The 16356-nt window shown below is 70.1% G+C and carries 13 protein-coding genes; 6 read left to right on the forward strand and 7 right to left on the reverse strand.

The genetic code is table 11. The annotated features are described in order from the left end of the window. Positions 1 to 134: 134 nt before the first annotated feature. The 4 genes from ABZ267_RS09060 to ABZ267_RS09075 all read right to left on the reverse strand — a co-directional run bounded on the left by ABZ267_RS09060 (position 135) and on the right by ABZ267_RS09075 (position 4670). Positions 135 to 998, reverse strand: a complete 864-nt coding sequence (locus ABZ267_RS09060) for an ABC transporter ATP-binding protein (protein WP_356751903.1) — start codon at positions 996 to 998, stop codon at positions 135 to 137. A gap of 74 nt (positions 999 to 1072) precedes the next feature. Continuing rightward, the gene (locus tag ABZ267_RS09065; protein WP_356751904.1) at positions 1073 to 2167 is read right to left on the reverse strand and encodes an iron chelate uptake ABC transporter family permease subunit; all 1095 of its coding nucleotides are present in this window, start codon (positions 2165 to 2167) and stop codon (positions 1073 to 1075) included. Next, positions 2164 to 3222 (reverse strand): iron ABC transporter permease, encoded by a 1059-nt coding sequence (locus ABZ267_RS09070; RefSeq protein ID WP_356751906.1) that lies wholly within the window; start codon positions 3220 to 3222, stop codon positions 2164 to 2166. Before ABZ267_RS09070 ends, ABZ267_RS09065 begins: the two co-directional genes overlap by 4 nt. A gap of 92 nt (positions 3223 to 3314) precedes the next feature. Continuing rightward, the gene (locus ABZ267_RS09075; protein WP_356751908.1) at positions 3315 to 4670 is read right to left on the reverse strand and encodes a SidA/IucD/PvdA family monooxygenase; all 1356 of its coding nucleotides are present in this window, start codon (positions 4668 to 4670) and stop codon (positions 3315 to 3317) included. Between the two features lie 284 nt (positions 4671 to 4954). Between ABZ267_RS09075 and ABZ267_RS09080 the strand changes: the two genes are divergently transcribed. The 4 genes from ABZ267_RS09080 to ABZ267_RS09095 all read left to right on the forward strand — a co-directional run bounded on the left by ABZ267_RS09080 (position 4955) and on the right by ABZ267_RS09095 (position 7993). After that, the gene (locus ABZ267_RS09080) at positions 4955 to 5365 is read left to right on the forward strand and encodes a TOBE domain-containing protein (protein ID WP_356751910.1); all 411 of its coding nucleotides are present in this window, start codon (positions 4955 to 4957) and stop codon (positions 5363 to 5365) included. Between the two features lie 589 nt (positions 5366 to 5954). Next, positions 5955 to 6347 carry a tyrosinase cofactor gene (locus ABZ267_RS09085; RefSeq protein ID WP_356751912.1) on the forward strand — a complete coding sequence of 131 codons (393 nt, stop codon included), beginning with the start codon at positions 5955 to 5957 and terminating at the stop codon, positions 6345 to 6347. Between the two features lie 47 nt (positions 6348 to 6394). After that, positions 6395 to 7222, forward strand: a complete 828-nt coding sequence (locus ABZ267_RS09090) for a tyrosinase family protein (RefSeq protein ID WP_356751914.1) — start codon at positions 6395 to 6397, stop codon at positions 7220 to 7222. A gap of 99 nt (positions 7223 to 7321) precedes the next feature. Beyond that, complete coding sequence (locus tag ABZ267_RS09095) at positions 7322 to 7993, forward strand: MSMEG_1061 family FMN-dependent PPOX-type flavoprotein (protein WP_356751916.1); 672 nt, start codon at positions 7322 to 7324, stop codon at positions 7991 to 7993. A 76-nt stretch (positions 7994 to 8069) separates the two neighbouring features. Here the strand turns inward: ABZ267_RS09095 and ABZ267_RS09100 are convergent, their stop codons facing one another. Both ABZ267_RS09100 and ABZ267_RS09105 read right to left on the reverse strand, forming a co-directional pair. Continuing rightward, the gene (locus ABZ267_RS09100) at positions 8070 to 8801 is read right to left on the reverse strand and encodes an alpha/beta hydrolase (protein ID WP_356751918.1); all 732 of its coding nucleotides are present in this window, start codon (positions 8799 to 8801) and stop codon (positions 8070 to 8072) included. Between the two features lie 822 nt (positions 8802 to 9623). Beyond that, entirely contained in the window at positions 9624 to 12623 is a 3000-nt protein-coding gene (locus tag ABZ267_RS09105) for a CHAT domain-containing protein (protein ID WP_356751920.1), read from the reverse strand. 281 nt (positions 12624 to 12904) lie between these two features. Between ABZ267_RS09105 and ABZ267_RS09110 the strand changes: the two genes are divergently transcribed. After that, on the forward strand, positions 12905 to 13798 hold the full coding sequence (locus ABZ267_RS09110) for a bile acid:sodium symporter family protein (RefSeq protein WP_356751922.1): 894 nt from the start codon (positions 12905 to 12907) through the stop codon (positions 13796 to 13798). 54 nt (positions 13799 to 13852) lie between these two features. Here the strand turns inward: ABZ267_RS09110 and ABZ267_RS09115 are convergent, their stop codons facing one another. Beyond that, positions 13853 to 14812, reverse strand: a complete 960-nt coding sequence (locus ABZ267_RS09115) for an NAD(P)H-quinone oxidoreductase (RefSeq protein WP_356751924.1) — start codon at positions 14810 to 14812, stop codon at positions 13853 to 13855. 204 nt (positions 14813 to 15016) lie between these two features. On the opposite strand from ABZ267_RS09115, the gene ABZ267_RS09120 reads away from it, so the two are divergent. Beyond that, complete coding sequence (locus ABZ267_RS09120; RefSeq protein ID WP_356751926.1) at positions 15017 to 16261, forward strand: NADH:flavin oxidoreductase/NADH oxidase family protein; 1245 nt, start codon at positions 15017 to 15019, stop codon at positions 16259 to 16261. Positions 16262 to 16356: the final 95 nt, after the last annotated feature.

A 16356-nucleotide genomic window follows, 5' to 3' on the forward strand; every position in this document is an offset into this window, starting at 1 on the left:
CGCGCTGTCCACTGCGCCCCTGTATGAGGGCGAGCAAACCCTATCCCGCCAAGTGAGGCCAGCCTAGCCTTACTTGGAAAGTTTCCCTCGCCCGGGTCGAGTTGGCCGGATCACCAAGTCCGTTGATCCATGCCCTACTTCACCGGTGCGTCGCTCACCGGTTCGAGCCGGACGTGTGCACGTCCGATCGGCACGATGAGCGGCCGGTCGCCGACCGGGTCGTCGATCACCTTGGCCTGCAGCCCGAAGGCCTCGTGGAGCAGCTCGGCGGTGATCACGTCACGCGGATGACCCTGCGCCAGGATCGAACCCGCGCGCATCACGATGAGGTTGTCGCTGTAGCGCGTGGCGAGGTTGAGGTCGTGCAGCACCATGACGACGGTGCATCCGGACTCGTGCAGGTCGTCCACCAGGTCGAGCACGTCGATGGCGTGCGCGAGGTCCAGATAGGTGGTCGGCTCGTCCAGCAGCAGCAGGTCGGTGCCCTGGGCCAGGGTCATCGAGATCCAGACACGTTGACGCTGCCCGCCGGAGAGCGAGTCGACCGTACGGTCGGCCAGGTCGGCCACTCCGGTCATGGCCAGGGCGCGCTCGACCACACCGGCGTCGTCCGAGGACCACTGCCGCAGCCAGCTCTGGTGCGGATGCCGTCCCCGGGCCACCAGGTCGCCGACCGTGAGCCCCTCGGGCGCCACGGGCGCCTGCGGCAGCAGACCGAGCTTCTTGGCCACGTCCCGGGTCCGCAGCCGGGCGATGTCCTCGCCGTCCAGCACGACCGTCCCGCCGGCCGGTTTGAGCAGCCGCGTCAGCGTGCGCAACAGCGTCGATTTCCCACAGCCGTTGGGGCCGATGATCGTGGTGACGACGCCCGGCGGGATCTCCACGTCGAGGTCGTCGATGACCGCCCGACCGCCGTAGCCGACCGTGACGCCCCGCGCCGCCAGCCGGGAGACGGCCCCGGCGCCGGTCCGGGTCTCGGTGATGAACTGCGCGACCACAAGCACCCCTTGATTTAGGCTCACCTAACCTTATGGCCTCCAGCGGGAGTTCGCCTCAGGCCCTCGCGCAAGGATCACCGGCGGAGGTTCGCCCGTACCAGCAGATAGACGAGGAACGGGCCGCCGATCCCGGCGGTGACCACGCCGACCGGAAGGGTGACCGGAAGCGCCGTCCGCGCGATGAGGTCCGAACCGATCAGCAGCAGCGCGCCCAGCACGCCGGAGGCCACCATCGGCGGCGTCGGGCACCTCGCCAGCCGCATCGCCACCTGCGGCGCCACCAGCGCGACGAACGGTACGGGCCCTGCCGCGCTCACCGCGACCGCCGCCAGCAGCACCGCGCACAGCAGCAGCACGGCCCGCACCCTGGTGTGCCGGACGCCCAGTCCGGCGGCCACGTCGTCACCGAGGTGCATCGGCTTGAACTGGAACGCGGCGGCGGCCACCACGACGAGCAGGACCAGCGAGCCCCAGAACGCGATCTCGACCTCGTTCCAGGACCGGCCGTCCAGCGAACCGACCAGCCACGCCTGCGCCCGGGCCACATCCCTGATGTCGGCCGACACCAGCAGCCAGGTCGTGATCGCCTGCATCACGGCGCTCACCGAGATGCCGATGAGGATGAGCCGGAAGCCGTCGGCCCCGCGCCGCCACGCCAGGAAGTAGACCAGCAGCCCGGTGCCGAGCCCGCCCAGCAGCGCCGCCGCCGAGAGGCCGACCGAGCCGACGACCGCCGCGGCGGCCCCGCCCGACACCGTCACCAGGAAGACCGCGACGGCACTGGCTCCGCCGGTGATCCCGAGGATGTCGGGGCTGGCGAGCGGATTGCGCGCGACGGACTGCGTGATCGCGCCGGAGACGCCCAGCGCGATGCCCACGACGAGGCCGGCCAGCGCGCGCGGCATTCGCAGGTCCATCACGACGAACTCGTCGACCGGCTCGCCTTGACCGAGCAGCGTGGCGATCACCCGCGACAGGCCGATCGGGAAGTCCCCGACGGCGATGGAGAGGCAGAACACCAGGAAGGCGGCGGCCGCCAGCACCAGCGTGACCAGGACGAGCCAGGGCCGCCAGACGAACGACACCCGGCCGACCCGGATGCCTGGTGCCAGCGCGGCTTTCGTCCCTGTCCCGCTCACAGCCGTCCCGCTCATATCTGTTCTGCTCATGCGCTCTTGAACTTTCCTCGCCAGACGAGAACCGCGAAGAACGGGGCGCCGAGGAGGGCGACCACCACACCGGGCTCCAGCTCACCGGGACGTACCACCAGGCGCCCCACGATGTCGCAGACGAGCAGGACGACCGCGCCGAGCAGACCCGCGTACGGCACCAGCCAGCGGTAGTCGGGACCCGTCAGATACCGGGCCACATGGGCGACCATGAGCCCGAGAAAGGCGATCGGGCCGCACGCCGCCGTCGCCGCGCCCGCCAGCAGCGTGATGGCGACGATGCCGACGGCCCGGCTCAGCACGATGTTCACGCCCAGGCCGCGCGCCACGTCGTCGCCGAGGTTGAGCAGGTTGAGGGACGGCAGCGTGGACAGCGCCAGGACGAGCCCGACGCCGATGAACCCGCTCACCGGCCAGATGACGTCGAACCCGACCCCGGCCACGGAGCCCGCGTTCCAGAACCGCAGCGCGTTCAGCGACTTCTGGTCGGTCAGCGCGACCGCCGTGGTCATCGCCATGAGAAAGACCGTGATGCCCTGCCCGGCCAGCGCGAGCGTCAGCGGATTGCCCGCGCCCCTGCCGATGCTCGCCAGCCCGAAGACCACGACACCGGCGAGGGCCGCTCCCGCGAAGGCGAACCAGACGTACTGGAACGGGTCGGTGAAGCCGAAGACGGCGATCGCCGTCACCACGGCGAACGAGGCACCGGTGTTCACCCCCAACAGCCCTGTGTCGGCAATGGGGTTACGTGTGTATCCCTGGATCAGCGCACCGCCGACGCCCAACGCGATCCCCGCCACGATCGCGAGGACGGTCCGGGGCACCCGGACCGTCTCCACGATGAGCCTGATCTCGGTCAGCCGCTGATCGGCATCCGGCACGGCGAACAGCCCGTACCAGACCTCGGCGGGGCTGAGCGCCCGCGCTCCCACGGCCAACGACAGGGCCGCGGCGAGCGCGAGAACCGCGCCCAGCGTGCCCAAACCCACAACCCGCCCGCGACGGACCTCTGTTGCACCCCTGGGCACGGGGCGCTCGACTGCAGTCGTGCTCATATGGACGTACGTTATCCCTCTGGAGCCACCGGCCCTCATGGCCGGCCGGGCCGTGGAGGGCGCACCCGCTGCCGGGTGCGCCCGCAGGAGTGCTAGCCGACGGTCCGGCCCGTGCCGTCCGTTATGGGACGGGCCTCGTCGGAGGTGGACTTGACGCCGCGGTCGAGCAGGGAGTCCAGGATCTCGCCGACGCGTATCGCGGTGTTGGACAGCAGGGACGTCGTGATGCCGTGCGTGTGCTCCGTGCCGCCTTGCAGATAGATGCCGGCGCTCAGCGCGGGATCGGTGGCGATGCGGTAGTCGCGCTCGACCCGGATGCGGCCCTCGTCGTCGAGCAGGCAGCGGTCGGCGACCTCACCGAGGAGGCCCAGCGGGTCGGCGGGGCTGTAGCCGGTGGCGAAGACAACGATATCGGCGTCCAGAGGTGTCTCCTCGCCGGTGACGAGTGACTTGACGGTGGTGCGGACGCTGTCGGGCCGCTCCTCGACGGCGGTGACCCGGGAGACGTTGATGAAGCGCAGCCGCTCGGCGCCGAGGACCTTCTCCCGGTACATCTGCCGGTACAGGTCGTCGATCAAGTCGATGTCCACCACGGAGTAGTTGGTGTTCCCGTGATAGGCCATCAGCTGGCTCTTGACGCTGTCGGGCGCGGCGAAGTAGTCGTCGACCGCGCCGGGGTCGAAGATCCGGTTGGCGAAGCTGCTGTCGTCGGCCGGGCTGTAGCCGTAACGGGAGAAGACCGCGCAGACCTCGGCCTCGGGAAAGCGGCGGTGCAGGTAGGCGACGTTCTCGGCGGCGCTCTGCCCGGCGCCCACGACCACGAACCGCGAGGGCGAGGTGCCTTCCAGGCTGTCCACCTTGCGCAGCAGGTCGGAGTTGTGCCAGACCCGGTCGCCGCGCCGCACACCTTCCGGCAGGAGAGGCCGCAGCCCGGTACCGATGACGAGGTTGCGGGCCCGGTGCACTTCGAGGCCGCCGCCCGACCGGACGGTCACGTCCAGGTACTCCACGGTGCCGTCGTGGACGTACGGCGTCACGGAGACGACCTCGTGTCCGTAGGAGACCATGTCGTCGACCTTGGCCGCGGCCCACTCGAAGTAGTCGTGGAACTCCACGCGCAGCGGGAAGAGGTTCTTGTGGTTGATGAAGTCGATCAGCCGGCCTCTGCTCTGCAGATAGCAGAGGAAGCTGTACTCGCTGCTCGGGTTTCGGAGCGTCACCAGGTCTTTGAGGAACGAGACCTGCATCGTGGCGTCGTCGATCAGCATGCCTCGGTGCCAGCCGAAGCTCTGCTGCTGCTCGAAGAAGCGAGCGGTGACCGGCGCCTGCCCGCCGACGCGTGTGTTGTGCTCTCTGAGCGCGATCGCCATGGCCACATTGGAGGGGCCGAAGCCGATTCCGATGAGGTCGTGGACCAGTGGTGCGTCGCCAGGATGAACCTGTGACATGTCACTCCCATCGTGCGGGAAAGCCGCCTGTCAGGCGCGGGGGACGGTAGGGCGGACGGGCACGCCGACAGAGCGCGCCTACCCCAACTTAGGTGAGCCTAAGCTGATTCGATCGATGCTGTCGATAGGGCCAGGTAGAGATCCAGGGACTGACTCTCCGTCAACTGCGCCTCTGAGCAGCCGCGTTATCGAACAAGGTGAGCCATTAGTTACCGAATGTGACCCGCTCCCGTGCCACAGGCGCCGGTGCATCCTCGGCTTCAGGTAGGCCCTAGAGTGCGGGAGTGCCTTCGTACAGCATTGGCCAGGCCGCAGAGCTGCTGGCCGTGAGTCCGGAAACCGTCCGCCGCTGGGCGGACAGCGGTCACCTCGCGATGGACCGGGGCAGCTCGGGCAACCGGGTGATCGACGGCGTCGGCCTGGCGGCCTTCGCCACGGAACGGGCGGCGGGCCTGCATCCGGTGCCCGACGGCGGAGTTCTGACGTCGGTACGGAACTCGTTCGCCGGGATCGTCACCGCGGTCACGATGGACGACATCGTGGCCCAGGTGGAGATCCAGTCAGGTCCGCACCGGCTCGTATCGCTGATCAGCCGCGAGTCCGTGGAGGAACTCGGCCTGGAGGTCGGCGTGCTGGCGACGGCACGGGTCAAGTCGACCAACGTACACATCGACCGTCCTGGCCATCAGGGCTGATTCACGCCACGATCGTTGCCCTGCGTGCACCAGCGCCTCGGGGGGTGAGTGGGAGGAAGAACGCCTCCGGTGGCTCACAGAAGCGAGGCTGAAGGCGCATATCACCTCGCAGAGACGATGCGACGGAACAGTTCCTGGGCATACCTCCCTGGCAGCCGCCTCGGAGAGGCGATACGTCCGCGACGTCTACCGACCGGCGCGCTCCCGTGCACGCCAGGGTTTCCGGACAGCTTCGGGATGTGAGTGGAGCCACGCCTTTTGACGTTTGACAGGAAATTCTTCACGAAGTTGACGCCTCTTCATCAAAAGCTCCTGCGGTGATCCCGTTTCGTCACCTGAACAGCAAGATCAACTTGGTTGAACCCTGCATCGCCCACTTCACCTTGTCCGTATGACGGCCAACCACCCCACCGCGACTACGCCCTCCCGCGCATGTGGCTGTAGGCATATTCCAGAACGGCATGCCGGACGCTCCGACCCTGACCGAGTCGGGCGGCACCGGCCGTGACATGCCGTCATTCGTGGGGTTTCCGAGGGTGCCTGCCTTCGATCCCCGTTCACCTGTCGCCTTGCCTGGGGGTCTTTTCCCATGTCTCAACTCACCCGTCGTCGCGCCCTCGGGGCTGCCGCGACCGCTCTGACCGGCCTCGTTCTGACCGGCTTCGCGCGGACGGCAGGGGCCTCGTCCGATCCCCGGACCGCGGACACGAAGCAGCACGAAGGGCACGCGGGGCACGAAGGACCGCAGCCGTTCCGCGAGACCTTCCGGGGACGCCTCATCGAAGGCGCGCCGGCGCACGACGGCGGGCACCACGGCGGCTACGCCGTGCGGATCGACGGCGAGGAACTGCATGTGATGCGGAACGCGGACAGCACGTGGGTCAGCGTCATCAACCACTACGAGACGTTCGCCACCCCGCGCGCGGTGGCCCGGGCCGCCGTGATCGAGCTCCAGGGCTCCGACCTCGTACCTCTGGCCTGACCAGCCCATCCGCACGCTGAACGTCTTTTGAACCGGGGAGCAACCTCATGACCGTCCGCAAGAACCAGGCGAGCCTGACCGCCGCCGAGAAGCGACGCTTCGTCGACGCGCTGCTGGAGCTCAAGCGCACCGGCCGGTACGACACCTTCGTGACCACGCACAACGCCTTCATCATGAGCGACACCGACAACGGCGACCGGGTGGGTCACCGGTCGCCGTCCTTCCTGCCCTGGCACCGCAGATTCCTCATACAGTTCGAGCAGGCGCTCCAGGCCATCGATCCTTCCGTCGCGCTGCCGTACTGGGACTGGACGGTGGACCGTACCGTCGCTGCCTCGCTCTGGGCACCCGACTTCCTCGGAGGCACCGGCCGCGCCAGGGACGGGCAGGTCGCCGAGGGGCCGTTCGCGGTGAGTGGCGGCAGATGGCCGGTCACGGTGACGGTCGACGGGCGCGGCTTCCTCCGTCGCGCGCTCGGCTCCGGCGTACCGCAGTTGCCGACCCGCTCGGAGGTCGACGCGGTCCTCGCCATGCCCACCTACGACTCCGCGCCCTGGAACAGCGCGTCGGACGGATTCCGCAACCACCTCGAAGGCTGGCGCGGCGTCAATCTCCACAACCGGGTCCATGTGTGGGTCGGAGGCCAGATGGCCACCGGCGCCTCACCCAACGACCCGGTCTTCTGGCTGCACCACGCGTTCATCGACCGGCTCTGGGCGCAGTGGCAGGCACGCCACCCCCGCTCCACCTACCTGCCTGGCGCGCGGACGAGGAACGTCGTGAGCGTCGATGACGCCATGCGGCCGTGGAACGACGTGACGCCTGCCGCCATGCTGGATCACACGGCGTACTACACCTTCGACACCATGGCGTAGCGCGGCGGCGGGTCATGGGCCGACCTGCGGGGATCCGTACGCCGTCACGCTGACGAGCACCGGAGTCCCGCCGCAGGTCGGCCCGTTAGGGTCGGGGGCATGACATCGACCCGTGACGGCGCCCTGGACGGCAGCGCCTTCGACTCGCTGCGCCGCGACGCCATGGCCGACCAGGAGGCCCTGCGCCGGGCCTACGAGCTCCCAGGCGCCGCGGCCGTGCGCAAGCAGATGACCGAACTCACCGAACAGACCCGGCGGTTGATCGGCTGTTCCTCGCTGGTCCTGGTCGCCAGCGCGGACGCCGACGGCAACTGTGACGTCTCTCCGCGCGGTGGCCCCGCCGGCTTCGTCTCGGTCCTGGACGCACGCACGGTGGCGATACCGGACGCGACCGGCAACAAGCGGCTGGACACCTTGCAGAACGTCATTGCCACCGGACGGGCCGGGCTGCTGTTCTTCATCCCGGGACGGACCACGACGCTCCGGGTGAACGGCCGGGCCTGCGTCTCCACTCGGCCGGAGCTGCTGTCGCAGCTGACCGCCGTGGGCAAGCCGCCGGTCAGCGCGCTGGTGGTGGGCATCGAGGAGGTCTATCCGCACTGCCCCAAGTCGCTTCTGCGCAGCGGCGCCTGGAAGCCGGAGCAGTGGCTGCCGGCCGACGCCCAGCCGACCTCGGCCGAGGTGACGCTGGCCCAGCTGCGGATGCCGGAACTGACGATCGCCGACATCGAGCGGGTGGAGGCGGAGTCGCTGAAGTACCGGTACGAGTAGCGGTCGGCGGCGCCCGGCGGAGGTGCCGTACGCAGTCCGTGGTTCGCGATCCGGTTCACGGGTGACATCGGTCAGGTCAGGTCAGGTCGCGGAAACCCCATCGACTGTCGCCCAGGTTCCGCAGGCCGATGCGGGCCGTCGGGTCGTGCTGGTCGTAGAGCAGGGCGTGGATGTCGGTGAGGACCGGGAAGGCCGCGGAGTAGTAGCCGTGGCCGAGCAGGGAGACGTCGATCGGAGCGGCGTCGATGACGTTCACTCCGGCCGGTGGCGGTGACATCGGCTGCCGGCCGGCGCGAGGACCGCGGTGGACGAGGGACGAGCTCTGCAACGCGAGATCGCGGGAGGAGGTGTACAGCGTCGTTCCCTCCGCGAGGTGCCGGAAGGCGTCCGCCTCGGAGGCGAAGAACGCGCTGTCAATGTCCGGTGCGGCCAGGATGAGCTGGCCCAGCTCGATGCCCTGCGTCCGGGTGGAGTTCTCGGCGGCGCGCATGGCGACCCGCTGCAGAGCCCGGCTGCCCATGCTGTGGGCGAGGAGGTGGACCTTCTTCGCGGACGACTCCCGGCAGAGGTCGGTGAGGAAGGCGCACAGGTGGCGCTCACTCAGTTGGACGGCGTCCTCGTCGGCGCTGTAGCCGCCTGCCGTGGCGCGCGAGGGCCAGCTGAAGAACGCGGTCACGCCGGGGATCTTGAGGTCCATGTGGAGTTGGGCGGCACGGACGGCGGCCTCTTCGAAGGTGGTCCGGTAGCCGTGTACGTAGACGAAGACGGCGCGCCGGTCGTTGAGCGTGGCGTCCAGTGCCTCCGCCATCCCGGCCAGGTAGGCGTCGCGGTCCAGCGGCCGGGAGCCGGTGAAGGTGAGTTCGCGCCGCGTGTCGGCACGGCCGAGCCGCCGGCGCGGGCGGCCGCCGATGGGCGCCGATGGGCGCCGACGCCGGAACGTCCACGGTGCAGCTTCCGAGGTGCAGTGTGGACGATGCGCGGCCGCTGAAGCCGCCGCCGTCACCGTTGCCGTGGTCGTCGAGTCGCGCGCGGTTGGTCCCGTACCAGACGGTCACCGTCTCGGAGCCCGAGTGCCGGCCTCGGCGGTAGGTCGTGGTCGGCCGGTCGTGCTGGTGGAGCCGGGGCTGGAGCTGCTCCGGAAGGTCTCCGGCCGCCACGTGTTCGCAGGCCCGGTCGAAAGCCGTAGCGGCCGGAACTCCCTCGCCGACCAGCGCGTACCACTGCTCCAGGAAGCTGTCGGCGGCGGTACGTCCGAGGCGCGAGGGCAGACCGATGACCAGCGGTCCGGCGGCGGCCAGCGCGCCGGCCTGGGACGGCTCGTAGCAGGAGTCGAGGAGGAGGATCTCCGGATGACCACCGGGCGGGAGGAGTGCGGTGGCCCAGGCGGCTCCGGCCGGGGCCGGACCTGCCAGGTCGCCCGACGCGCCCGGCCCCTCCCAGGCAAGGCCCCACCTCTCGCGCCTCCCGTCGTCGGCGCCGACCAGGTGGAGCACCGTGGCGCCGCCTGCCTCCGTGAGCGGCAGGGTGAGGCGGTCCGCGCGTACCAACCGGACCTGGTGGTCCGCGCCGGCCGCATGGCGGATCAGTTCCACCGAGAGCGTGCCGGCGTCCAGCTCGCACACGACGACGTTCATGCCAGGACACCCCAGTGCTCGTACGGCCCCCAGGTCAGCGGCGCGCCGGGCGCGGCCGTTCTCCGACGTCGCTGGGCCTGGTTGATGGCGTACGCGGGATCCTCCGGGAAGCCCTGCGCGTAGAAGTCGAGCGCGATGTCGGCGGCACTGTCGTCCTCGGCCGGCCACAGCGTGGCGACGACGTGCCGGCAGCCCGCCGAGCGGAACGCGGCGGCAAGGTGCACCGGCTCGTCCGAACGGCCGTCGTCGGGCGCCGCCGTGTCGCAGGCCGAGAGGTAGGCCAGCCGGACGGCGGTCAGGCGCAGCCGCGAGATCGCTGTGACGTCGAGGTCGCCGTCGGCCAGCTCCAAGGCGCCGGAGAGCGGGTCGTCCGGGTCGCTGTAGCCGTGGAGCGCGATGTGCGCCGTCGAGCAGTGCGGCAGCGCGTCCACCACGTTGTCGACCGTGGCCGGCACGGGACGGGTCACGCGGTCGGTTCCGAAGAGCTGTTGCAGCGCGTCGGCCTCCCGTTCGGTCCCTTCGAGGCCGGGTCCTTCGCTGATGACGAGGATCCTCTCCTGGGAGGCCACGGCCTCGCCGGCCGGGGCACGGAGTCCGCGCAGGGTCGCCGCGTACGAGGAGATCACGCGCTCCAGCAGATCGCCCGGAGCGTGCTCGCCGGCGGCGTGCAGCGGCAGGGCCGTCAGCGCTCCGGTCGGGATCCAGTGGACGCGGGACACCGGGCCGGTGGCGGCGAGCACAGGTCCGGCCACGGTCTGGAACAGCCGGTGGGTCACGGTGTCGAACGTCTCGCCGAAGCGGCGTTCCGCCGCCGCGCGCCCGGCGTCCGAGCTGTCCGCCACCGCGTCGATCACCCGCCGCAGGTCGCGGGCGTGCGCTCCGGTCTCCTCGTGGATCAGGAGCGGAAGCGGTACGTGGACGGCGGCTCCGCGACGGATGACCACGGCGTCGCAGCGCAGCCGGCTGCTGTTCACGACGATGACCGGTGTGTCCGTGGCGGCGCCGTCGCTCTCGATGGCGGTGAGCAGGTCGTCGACCGGCGTGGGACGGAGGAACGTGTCGAATCCCGGGATCGCGCGGATACGCTCGATCGTCGCGTCCCACGCGTTCCCGACCGCGTGCAGGTCCTCGGCTTCGATGCCGCCTAGGCCCGGCATCGAAGCCGAGGCCGTGCGTCTCCGGTCCAGGCGGTGCCTCGCCCACACGAAATCGTCCGCCAACTTCGGTTCCCGCGTCCGCAGTTCGTCCAGGAGCGGGATGTCGTCGAGGAAGGTCTGCAGGAGGAGTCCGCGGCCGTTCTCGAGGAGTTGGAGCGCTCGGCCGGGATCGCCGCAGTGGAAGGCCGCGGCCGCCGCGTCGGAGGCGAGGCCGAGGAAGCGGCCCAACTCCCGTCCTCGGTCGGCGAGGTCGAGGTGTCCGGGCGCCACCTTGGGCAGTTGCTCCACGCCGATCGCGTAACTCGTGAGCGCGGCCGGCCAGTCCTGGACCTCGGCGGCCGCGTCACCGGCCGAGCGCGCGGCCTCGACGCGGACGCGCGGTGCGCCGCTCGGCGAGTGGGCCGCCTCTTCGAGGAGGCCGCGCGCCTCGGCGAGCAGGCCGCCGTCCGCCTGGTCCCCGGCTCGCCACCGTTCGACCAGGGCCGTGCCGAGGTTCAGCCGGAACAGGGCACTGTCGGGATGATCGGGCGGGGAGGCCGCGACTGCCGAGCGGAAGGAGGCGATGGCCGCCTCCAGCCGGGCCGGGTCGGGGTCGCGGGCGTAGCCGTCCTGGTGCAGGGTGCCGAGCAGCGACAGATAGCGCTGCCGGTCGACGTGGGACTCGGCCGCCGCCCGGTCCGCCAGTTCAGCGGCCGCGATCGCGTCCTGGAGGTCGGCTGCGGTACCGCGCCGCAGAAACCGGGCGTGCAGGGCCACGGCCAGGTTCGAGGCGCTCTGGTGGAAGAAGATCCTGGACTCGCCGGTGCCCGCGAGGATGTGGCGGAAGTGCTCGATCGCCTCGTTCAACGCATGGGACTCCGGATCCCGTTCGTGCAGGGACCACAGGGTGAGGCCGAGGTTGTTGCTGTACAGGCGGTGGTCGGAGGAGTCGGTGTCGGTCCGGTCCACCGCCGTCCGGGCCGCGTCGACCGCCTCCCGGAGCACGGCGAGGTCGCCCGTACGCTCGTACCGTGTCCACAGCGCGAGCGCGAGGTTGGAGTGGTGCGGCGCCTGCCGGCCGTGATCCGGTGCGAGGCGTGCGACGGCCCGGCGGAGCCAGGCTATGGACTCGTCGAGTACGGCGAGTTGGCCGTGGGCCTCGTACACCATGCGGAGCGCGAGGCTGAGGCTGCTCATCTCGATGTCCTTGCTCGGAACCTCGTCGTCGACGGCGTGCACGGCATCCCGGCTCACCTCCACCGCCTCGGTGAGCGCTGCCAGGTCACCCGTGCTCTCGTACGTCATACGGAGCGCGAGTCCGAGGTGGGCCAGGTGCGGGCCACGGCGCGGGTGGGCCTCCGGGGTGATCACCAGCGAGGCCCGGCCCACCGTCACGCTCTCGGCCAGCGCCTTCGGATCGGACGCCAGCTCGTAGCGGTCCTGGAGCGCGGTGCTCAGCGCCGACAGCACCCGGGCCCGCAGGTCCTGGTCCACCGAGGCCGAGCCCGAGACCTCGCGCATGAGGCCGATCGACTCGTCGAGGGCCGCGAGGTCGTCCATCTCCGCCGCGTACTTCTGCAGGGCGAGCGCGAGGTTGGACGCGTAGCCGTCGTCCGTCGACCCCTCGCGCAGGCCGCCTCGGAGCACGTCGATCGACTGGCGCAGGATGCCGAGGTCGTAGGTCTGGTCGTAGAGGCGGCTCAGCGCGAGCCCGAGATTGCCACCGTAGAGGTAGCGGTCCGCCGGGGAGGCGGTGGCGTGGGCGGTACGTAACAGGTCGACGGCCAGAGCCAGTTGGGCGACATCGCCGGTACGGTCGAACTCGTCCCAGTGTGAGAGCGCGCGCTCGTAGTCGTTCATATGCCGCAGCAGCATAGAGCGCGGCGCGGGAGCGCACTGCCGTTTTGGGCGTCATGCCAGCTGCGCGAGCATCACAGAGGCCGAGCCGCAGAGGCCGCCAGGAGACTCACCGGACCGCGCTGCCGGGCCGGAACAGCGTACGCGCCAGAGTGTTGACGGTGCACACATCGCACGTTACCTTCAGGTGGACGCCGCCGACCTGACCGCGAGGGCCGCGCAACCCGGCTTCAGGCTCGCGGAGTTGCGGCCCACCCCCTCCCACCCAGGAGAAAAAGCCGCATATGGACTCTCCCCTCGCCACCGTCCTGCTCCCGCTCGCCCTCGCCGTCATCATGTTCGGACTGGGCCTGTCCCTGACCGCCGACGACTTCCGCCGGGTGCGGCGGCATCCACGCGCCGTCGTCGTAGCGCTGCTCTGCCAGGCACTGCTCCTGCCCGCCGTGTGCTTCGGCCTGGTCATCGCCTTCGACCTCTCCCCCGTACTCGCCGTCGGCATGATGCTGCTGGCCGCCTCTCCCGGTGGGACGACGGCCAACCTCTTCAGCCACCTCTTCGGCGGTGATGTGGCCCTGAACGTCACGCTCACCGCGATCAACGCGGTGGTGGCCGTCGTGACGCTGCCGATCATCACCAACCTCGCCCTGCTCCACTTCGAGCCGGGCATCGGGCAGGACGGCCTGGGGCTGCAGTTCGGCAAGGTGCTCCAGGTCTTCGCGCTGGTGCTCGCGCCGGTGGTGATCGGGCTGATCGTGCGCCGGCGATCGGAGACGTTCGCGCGGCGCATGGACCGTCCGGTGCGCAACCTGTCGGTCGTCGTCCTCATCGCGGTGATCGCCGGCGCCGTACTCGCCGAGCGGAGCAACATCGCCGACCACCTCGTGGACGCGGGGCCGGTGGCGCTGCTCTTCTGTGTGCTGAGCCTGGCCACGGGATACTTCGTGCCGCGCCTGGCGCGCGTCGGCGAACGGCAGGCGATCGCCTGTTCCATGGAGATCGGCGTGCACAACAGCGCGGTCGCCATGACGCTGGCGATCAGCGTCCTCGGCAGCGTCGGCCTGGCCGTGCCGGCGGCCGTCTACGGGGTGCTCGCCTATCCCGTCGCGGCGCTCGCCGGCCTGCTGATGACCCGTCTCGGCAGCCGGCGCCTCACCGAGGAGGCCGCGCCGGTGGGCTGACCGGAGGCGCGCCCGGGTCCGGAGGTCCCGGGCGCGCCCGTCCTGTCCGACGTGTCAGTCGTTCACCAGCAGGATTTTTCCGGTGTGCCCGCCGGCCTCCATGCGCCGGTGGGCCTCGGCGGCCTCCTCCATGGGCAGCCGGTCCTCGACGAGCAGCCGTACGGATCCGTTCTCGATCATCGGCCAGACGTGGCGCCGGACTTCGGCGACGATGGCGGCCTTCTGCTCCTTGGACCGGGTCCGCAGCGTGGTGCCGTACACGGAGAGGCGCTTGAAGACCAGGTCGGCCAGGTTGAGCCTGCCGTCGAGGCCGTTCTGCAGGCCGATGACGACCAGACGGCCGTCGGCGGCCAGTGAGCCGAGGTTGCGTTCGAGGTAGTCGCCGCCGATGACGTCCAGGACGACGTCGTACGGGCCCTGCTCGGTGAAGTCCTCGGAACGGTGGTCGACGGCCACATCGGCGCCCAACTCCCGTGCACGCGCCACCTTTTCCGGACCACCGACCGTGGTGACGACACGGGCGCCGAGCGCCTTCGCGACCTGGATCGCGATGGATCCCACGCCGCCGAGCCCGCCGTGCACCAGAAGGGTCTCTCCTTCCTTCAGCCCCGCCGTCATGACCAGGTTGGACCACACCGTGGCGGTCACCTCCGGCAGCCCCGCCGCCTCGACCAGCCCGGTCCCCTCGGGAACCGGCAGCAGCTGCCCGACAGGAACGGCGACCTTCTGCGCGTAACCGCCTCCGGTCAGCAAGGCGCAGACCTCGTCGCCCACCTGCCACTCGGTGACCCCCTCACCGAGAGCGCTGAGGCGGCCCGAGACTTCGAGACCCGGGTACGGCGAGGTGCCCGGCGCCAGCGGGTAGAGCCCCATGCGCTGCATGACGTCCGCCCGGTTCAGGGCACTGGCCACCACATCGACGACCACCTCACCGGCGGCGGGCGAGGGATCCTCGACCTCGGCCCACTCCAGAACCTCGGGACCACCCGGCTCCTTGATCGATACGGCCTTCATGACGCTTCCCTTCCAGGCGGATGCTGACGCGAATGTTTACAGTACATACATTAGATTGCGGAGTATGCAGCGTCAACATAACGAGGTCCACCCTCGCGGCGTGGGACGCGGCCCACACCGGTCGATGTTCACGGTGATTACATTCATCAGTTAATGTGAGTGGTGTACACATCCTAGGTGATCAAGAAGGAAGAGAGAATCCGTATGACCAGCGAGCTGTTCTCACCGCTGCGCCTGCGCTCCGGGCAGGTCCTGACGAACCGGATCGCCAAGGCGGCCATGGAGGAGAACCTGGCCGACGCCGGCCAGCTGCCCGACGACCAGTTGTTCACGCTCTACCGGCGCTGGGCGGCCGGCGGCACCGGACTGCTGATCACCGGCAACGTCATGGTCCACGCCGAGGCGCTGACCGGTCCCGCCGGTGTCGTACTCGACGAGAACGCGCCGCTGGAGCCGTTCACCGAGTGGGCCGAGGCCGGCAGGGCCGGCGGCGGCGCGATGTGGATGCAGATCAACCATCCCGGCCGCCAGGTCGCCTCCGGCATGCCCGGTGTCGTCTGGGGCCCGTCCGACATCGGCGTCGACCTCGGCAGGCACAGCAGTCGGTTCGGCCGGCCCACCGCCATGACCGCGCAGCAGATCGAGGAGACCGTGGCCCGGTACGCGGTGACCGCGCGCCGCGCCGAGGAGGCCGGCTTCGACGGGGTCGAGTTCCATGCCGCGCACGGCTATCTGCTGTCTCAGTTCCTCTCTCCTCTGGTCAACAAGCGCACCGACCACTGGGGCGGATCCCTGGAGAACCGCGCGCGGATGCTGCTCGACATCGTCGCCGTCGTACGGGCCGCCGTCTCACCGTCGTTCGCGGTCGCCGTCAAGCTCAACTCCGCCGACTTCCAGCGCGGCGGATTCGACGCCGACGACGCCCGCCAGGTCATCGAGATGCTCGAACCGCTCGGCGTCGACCTGGTCGAGCTCTCCGGCGGCAGCTACGAGCGCCCGGCCATGACCGGCCGTTCCACCGACACGCGGGCCCAGGCCCGCGAGGCGTACTTCCTGGATCTGGCCAGGGACCTGGTGAAGACCAGCCCGCTCCCCTTGATGCTCACCGGCGGCATCACCCGGCGCCGGACCGCCGAGCAGGTTCTCGACAGCGGCGTGGCGGTCGTCGGCATGGGCACCGCGCTCGCCGTCACCCCCGATCTGCCTCACCGCTGGCGCCGGGGCGACGAGGCGGACCGGCAGATGCGGCCGGTGGCCTGGTCCGACAAGACCCTCGCCTCCGCCGCCGGCATGGCCCAGGTCCGCCACCAGATGCGCCGCCTCGCCCGTGGCAGCAGCCCCAGGCCCGGTACACATCCAGCGATCGCACTGCTCTCCGAACAGCGCAGGCAGCGCACGGCCCTGCGCCGCTACCGGACCTGGCTGTCGAAGTCCCGCAGCCCGGCCTGAGCAGCGCCGAACCCTGGACGAACAGCAGAATCACCACCTCCTTGTCGACACTGCGAACATCGAACTCCACCACTATGTATGCGCCACTAACATGA

Origin of the sequence: Streptomyces sp. NPDC006174 (assembly GCF_040614075.1) — a bacterium.
Classification (GTDB): domain Bacteria; phylum Actinomycetota; class Actinomycetes; order Streptomycetales; family Streptomycetaceae; genus Streptomyces.

Bases quoted from the DNA above. Each gene is read 5' to 3' on its own strand.
- ABZ267_RS09065 (WP_356751904.1), bottom strand. From the start codon at position 2,167: ATGAGCAGAACAGATATGAGCGGGACGGCTGTGAGCGGGACAGGGACG.
- ABZ267_RS09070 (WP_356751906.1), bottom strand. From the start codon at position 3,222: ATGAGCACGACTGCAGTCGAGCGCCCCGTGCCCAGGGGTGCAACAGAG.
- ABZ267_RS09075 (WP_356751908.1), bottom strand. From the start codon at position 4,670: ATGTCACAGGTTCATCCTGGCGACGCACCACTGGTCCACGACCTCATC.
- ABZ267_RS09085 (WP_356751912.1), top strand. From the start codon at position 5,955: ATGTCTCAACTCACCCGTCGTCGCGCCCTCGGGGCTGCCGCGACCGCT.
- ABZ267_RS09090 (WP_356751914.1), top strand. From the start codon at position 6,395: ATGACCGTCCGCAAGAACCAGGCGAGCCTGACCGCCGCCGAGAAGCGA.
- ABZ267_RS09095 (WP_356751916.1), top strand. From the start codon at position 7,322: ATGACATCGACCCGTGACGGCGCCCTGGACGGCAGCGCCTTCGACTCG.
- ABZ267_RS09100 (WP_356751918.1), bottom strand. From the start codon at position 8,801: ATGGCGGAGGCACTGGACGCCACGCTCAACGACCGGCGCGCCGTCTTC.
- ABZ267_RS09105 (WP_356751920.1), bottom strand. From the start codon at position 12,623: ATGAACGACTACGAGCGCGCGCTCTCACACTGGGACGAGTTCGACCGT.
- ABZ267_RS09110 (WP_356751922.1), top strand. From the start codon at position 12,905: ATGGACTCTCCCCTCGCCACCGTCCTGCTCCCGCTCGCCCTCGCCGTC.
- ABZ267_RS09115 (WP_356751924.1), bottom strand. From the start codon at position 14,812: ATGAAGGCCGTATCGATCAAGGAGCCGGGTGGTCCCGAGGTTCTGGAG.
- ABZ267_RS09120 (WP_356751926.1), top strand. From the start codon at position 15,017: ATGACCAGCGAGCTGTTCTCACCGCTGCGCCTGCGCTCCGGGCAGGTC.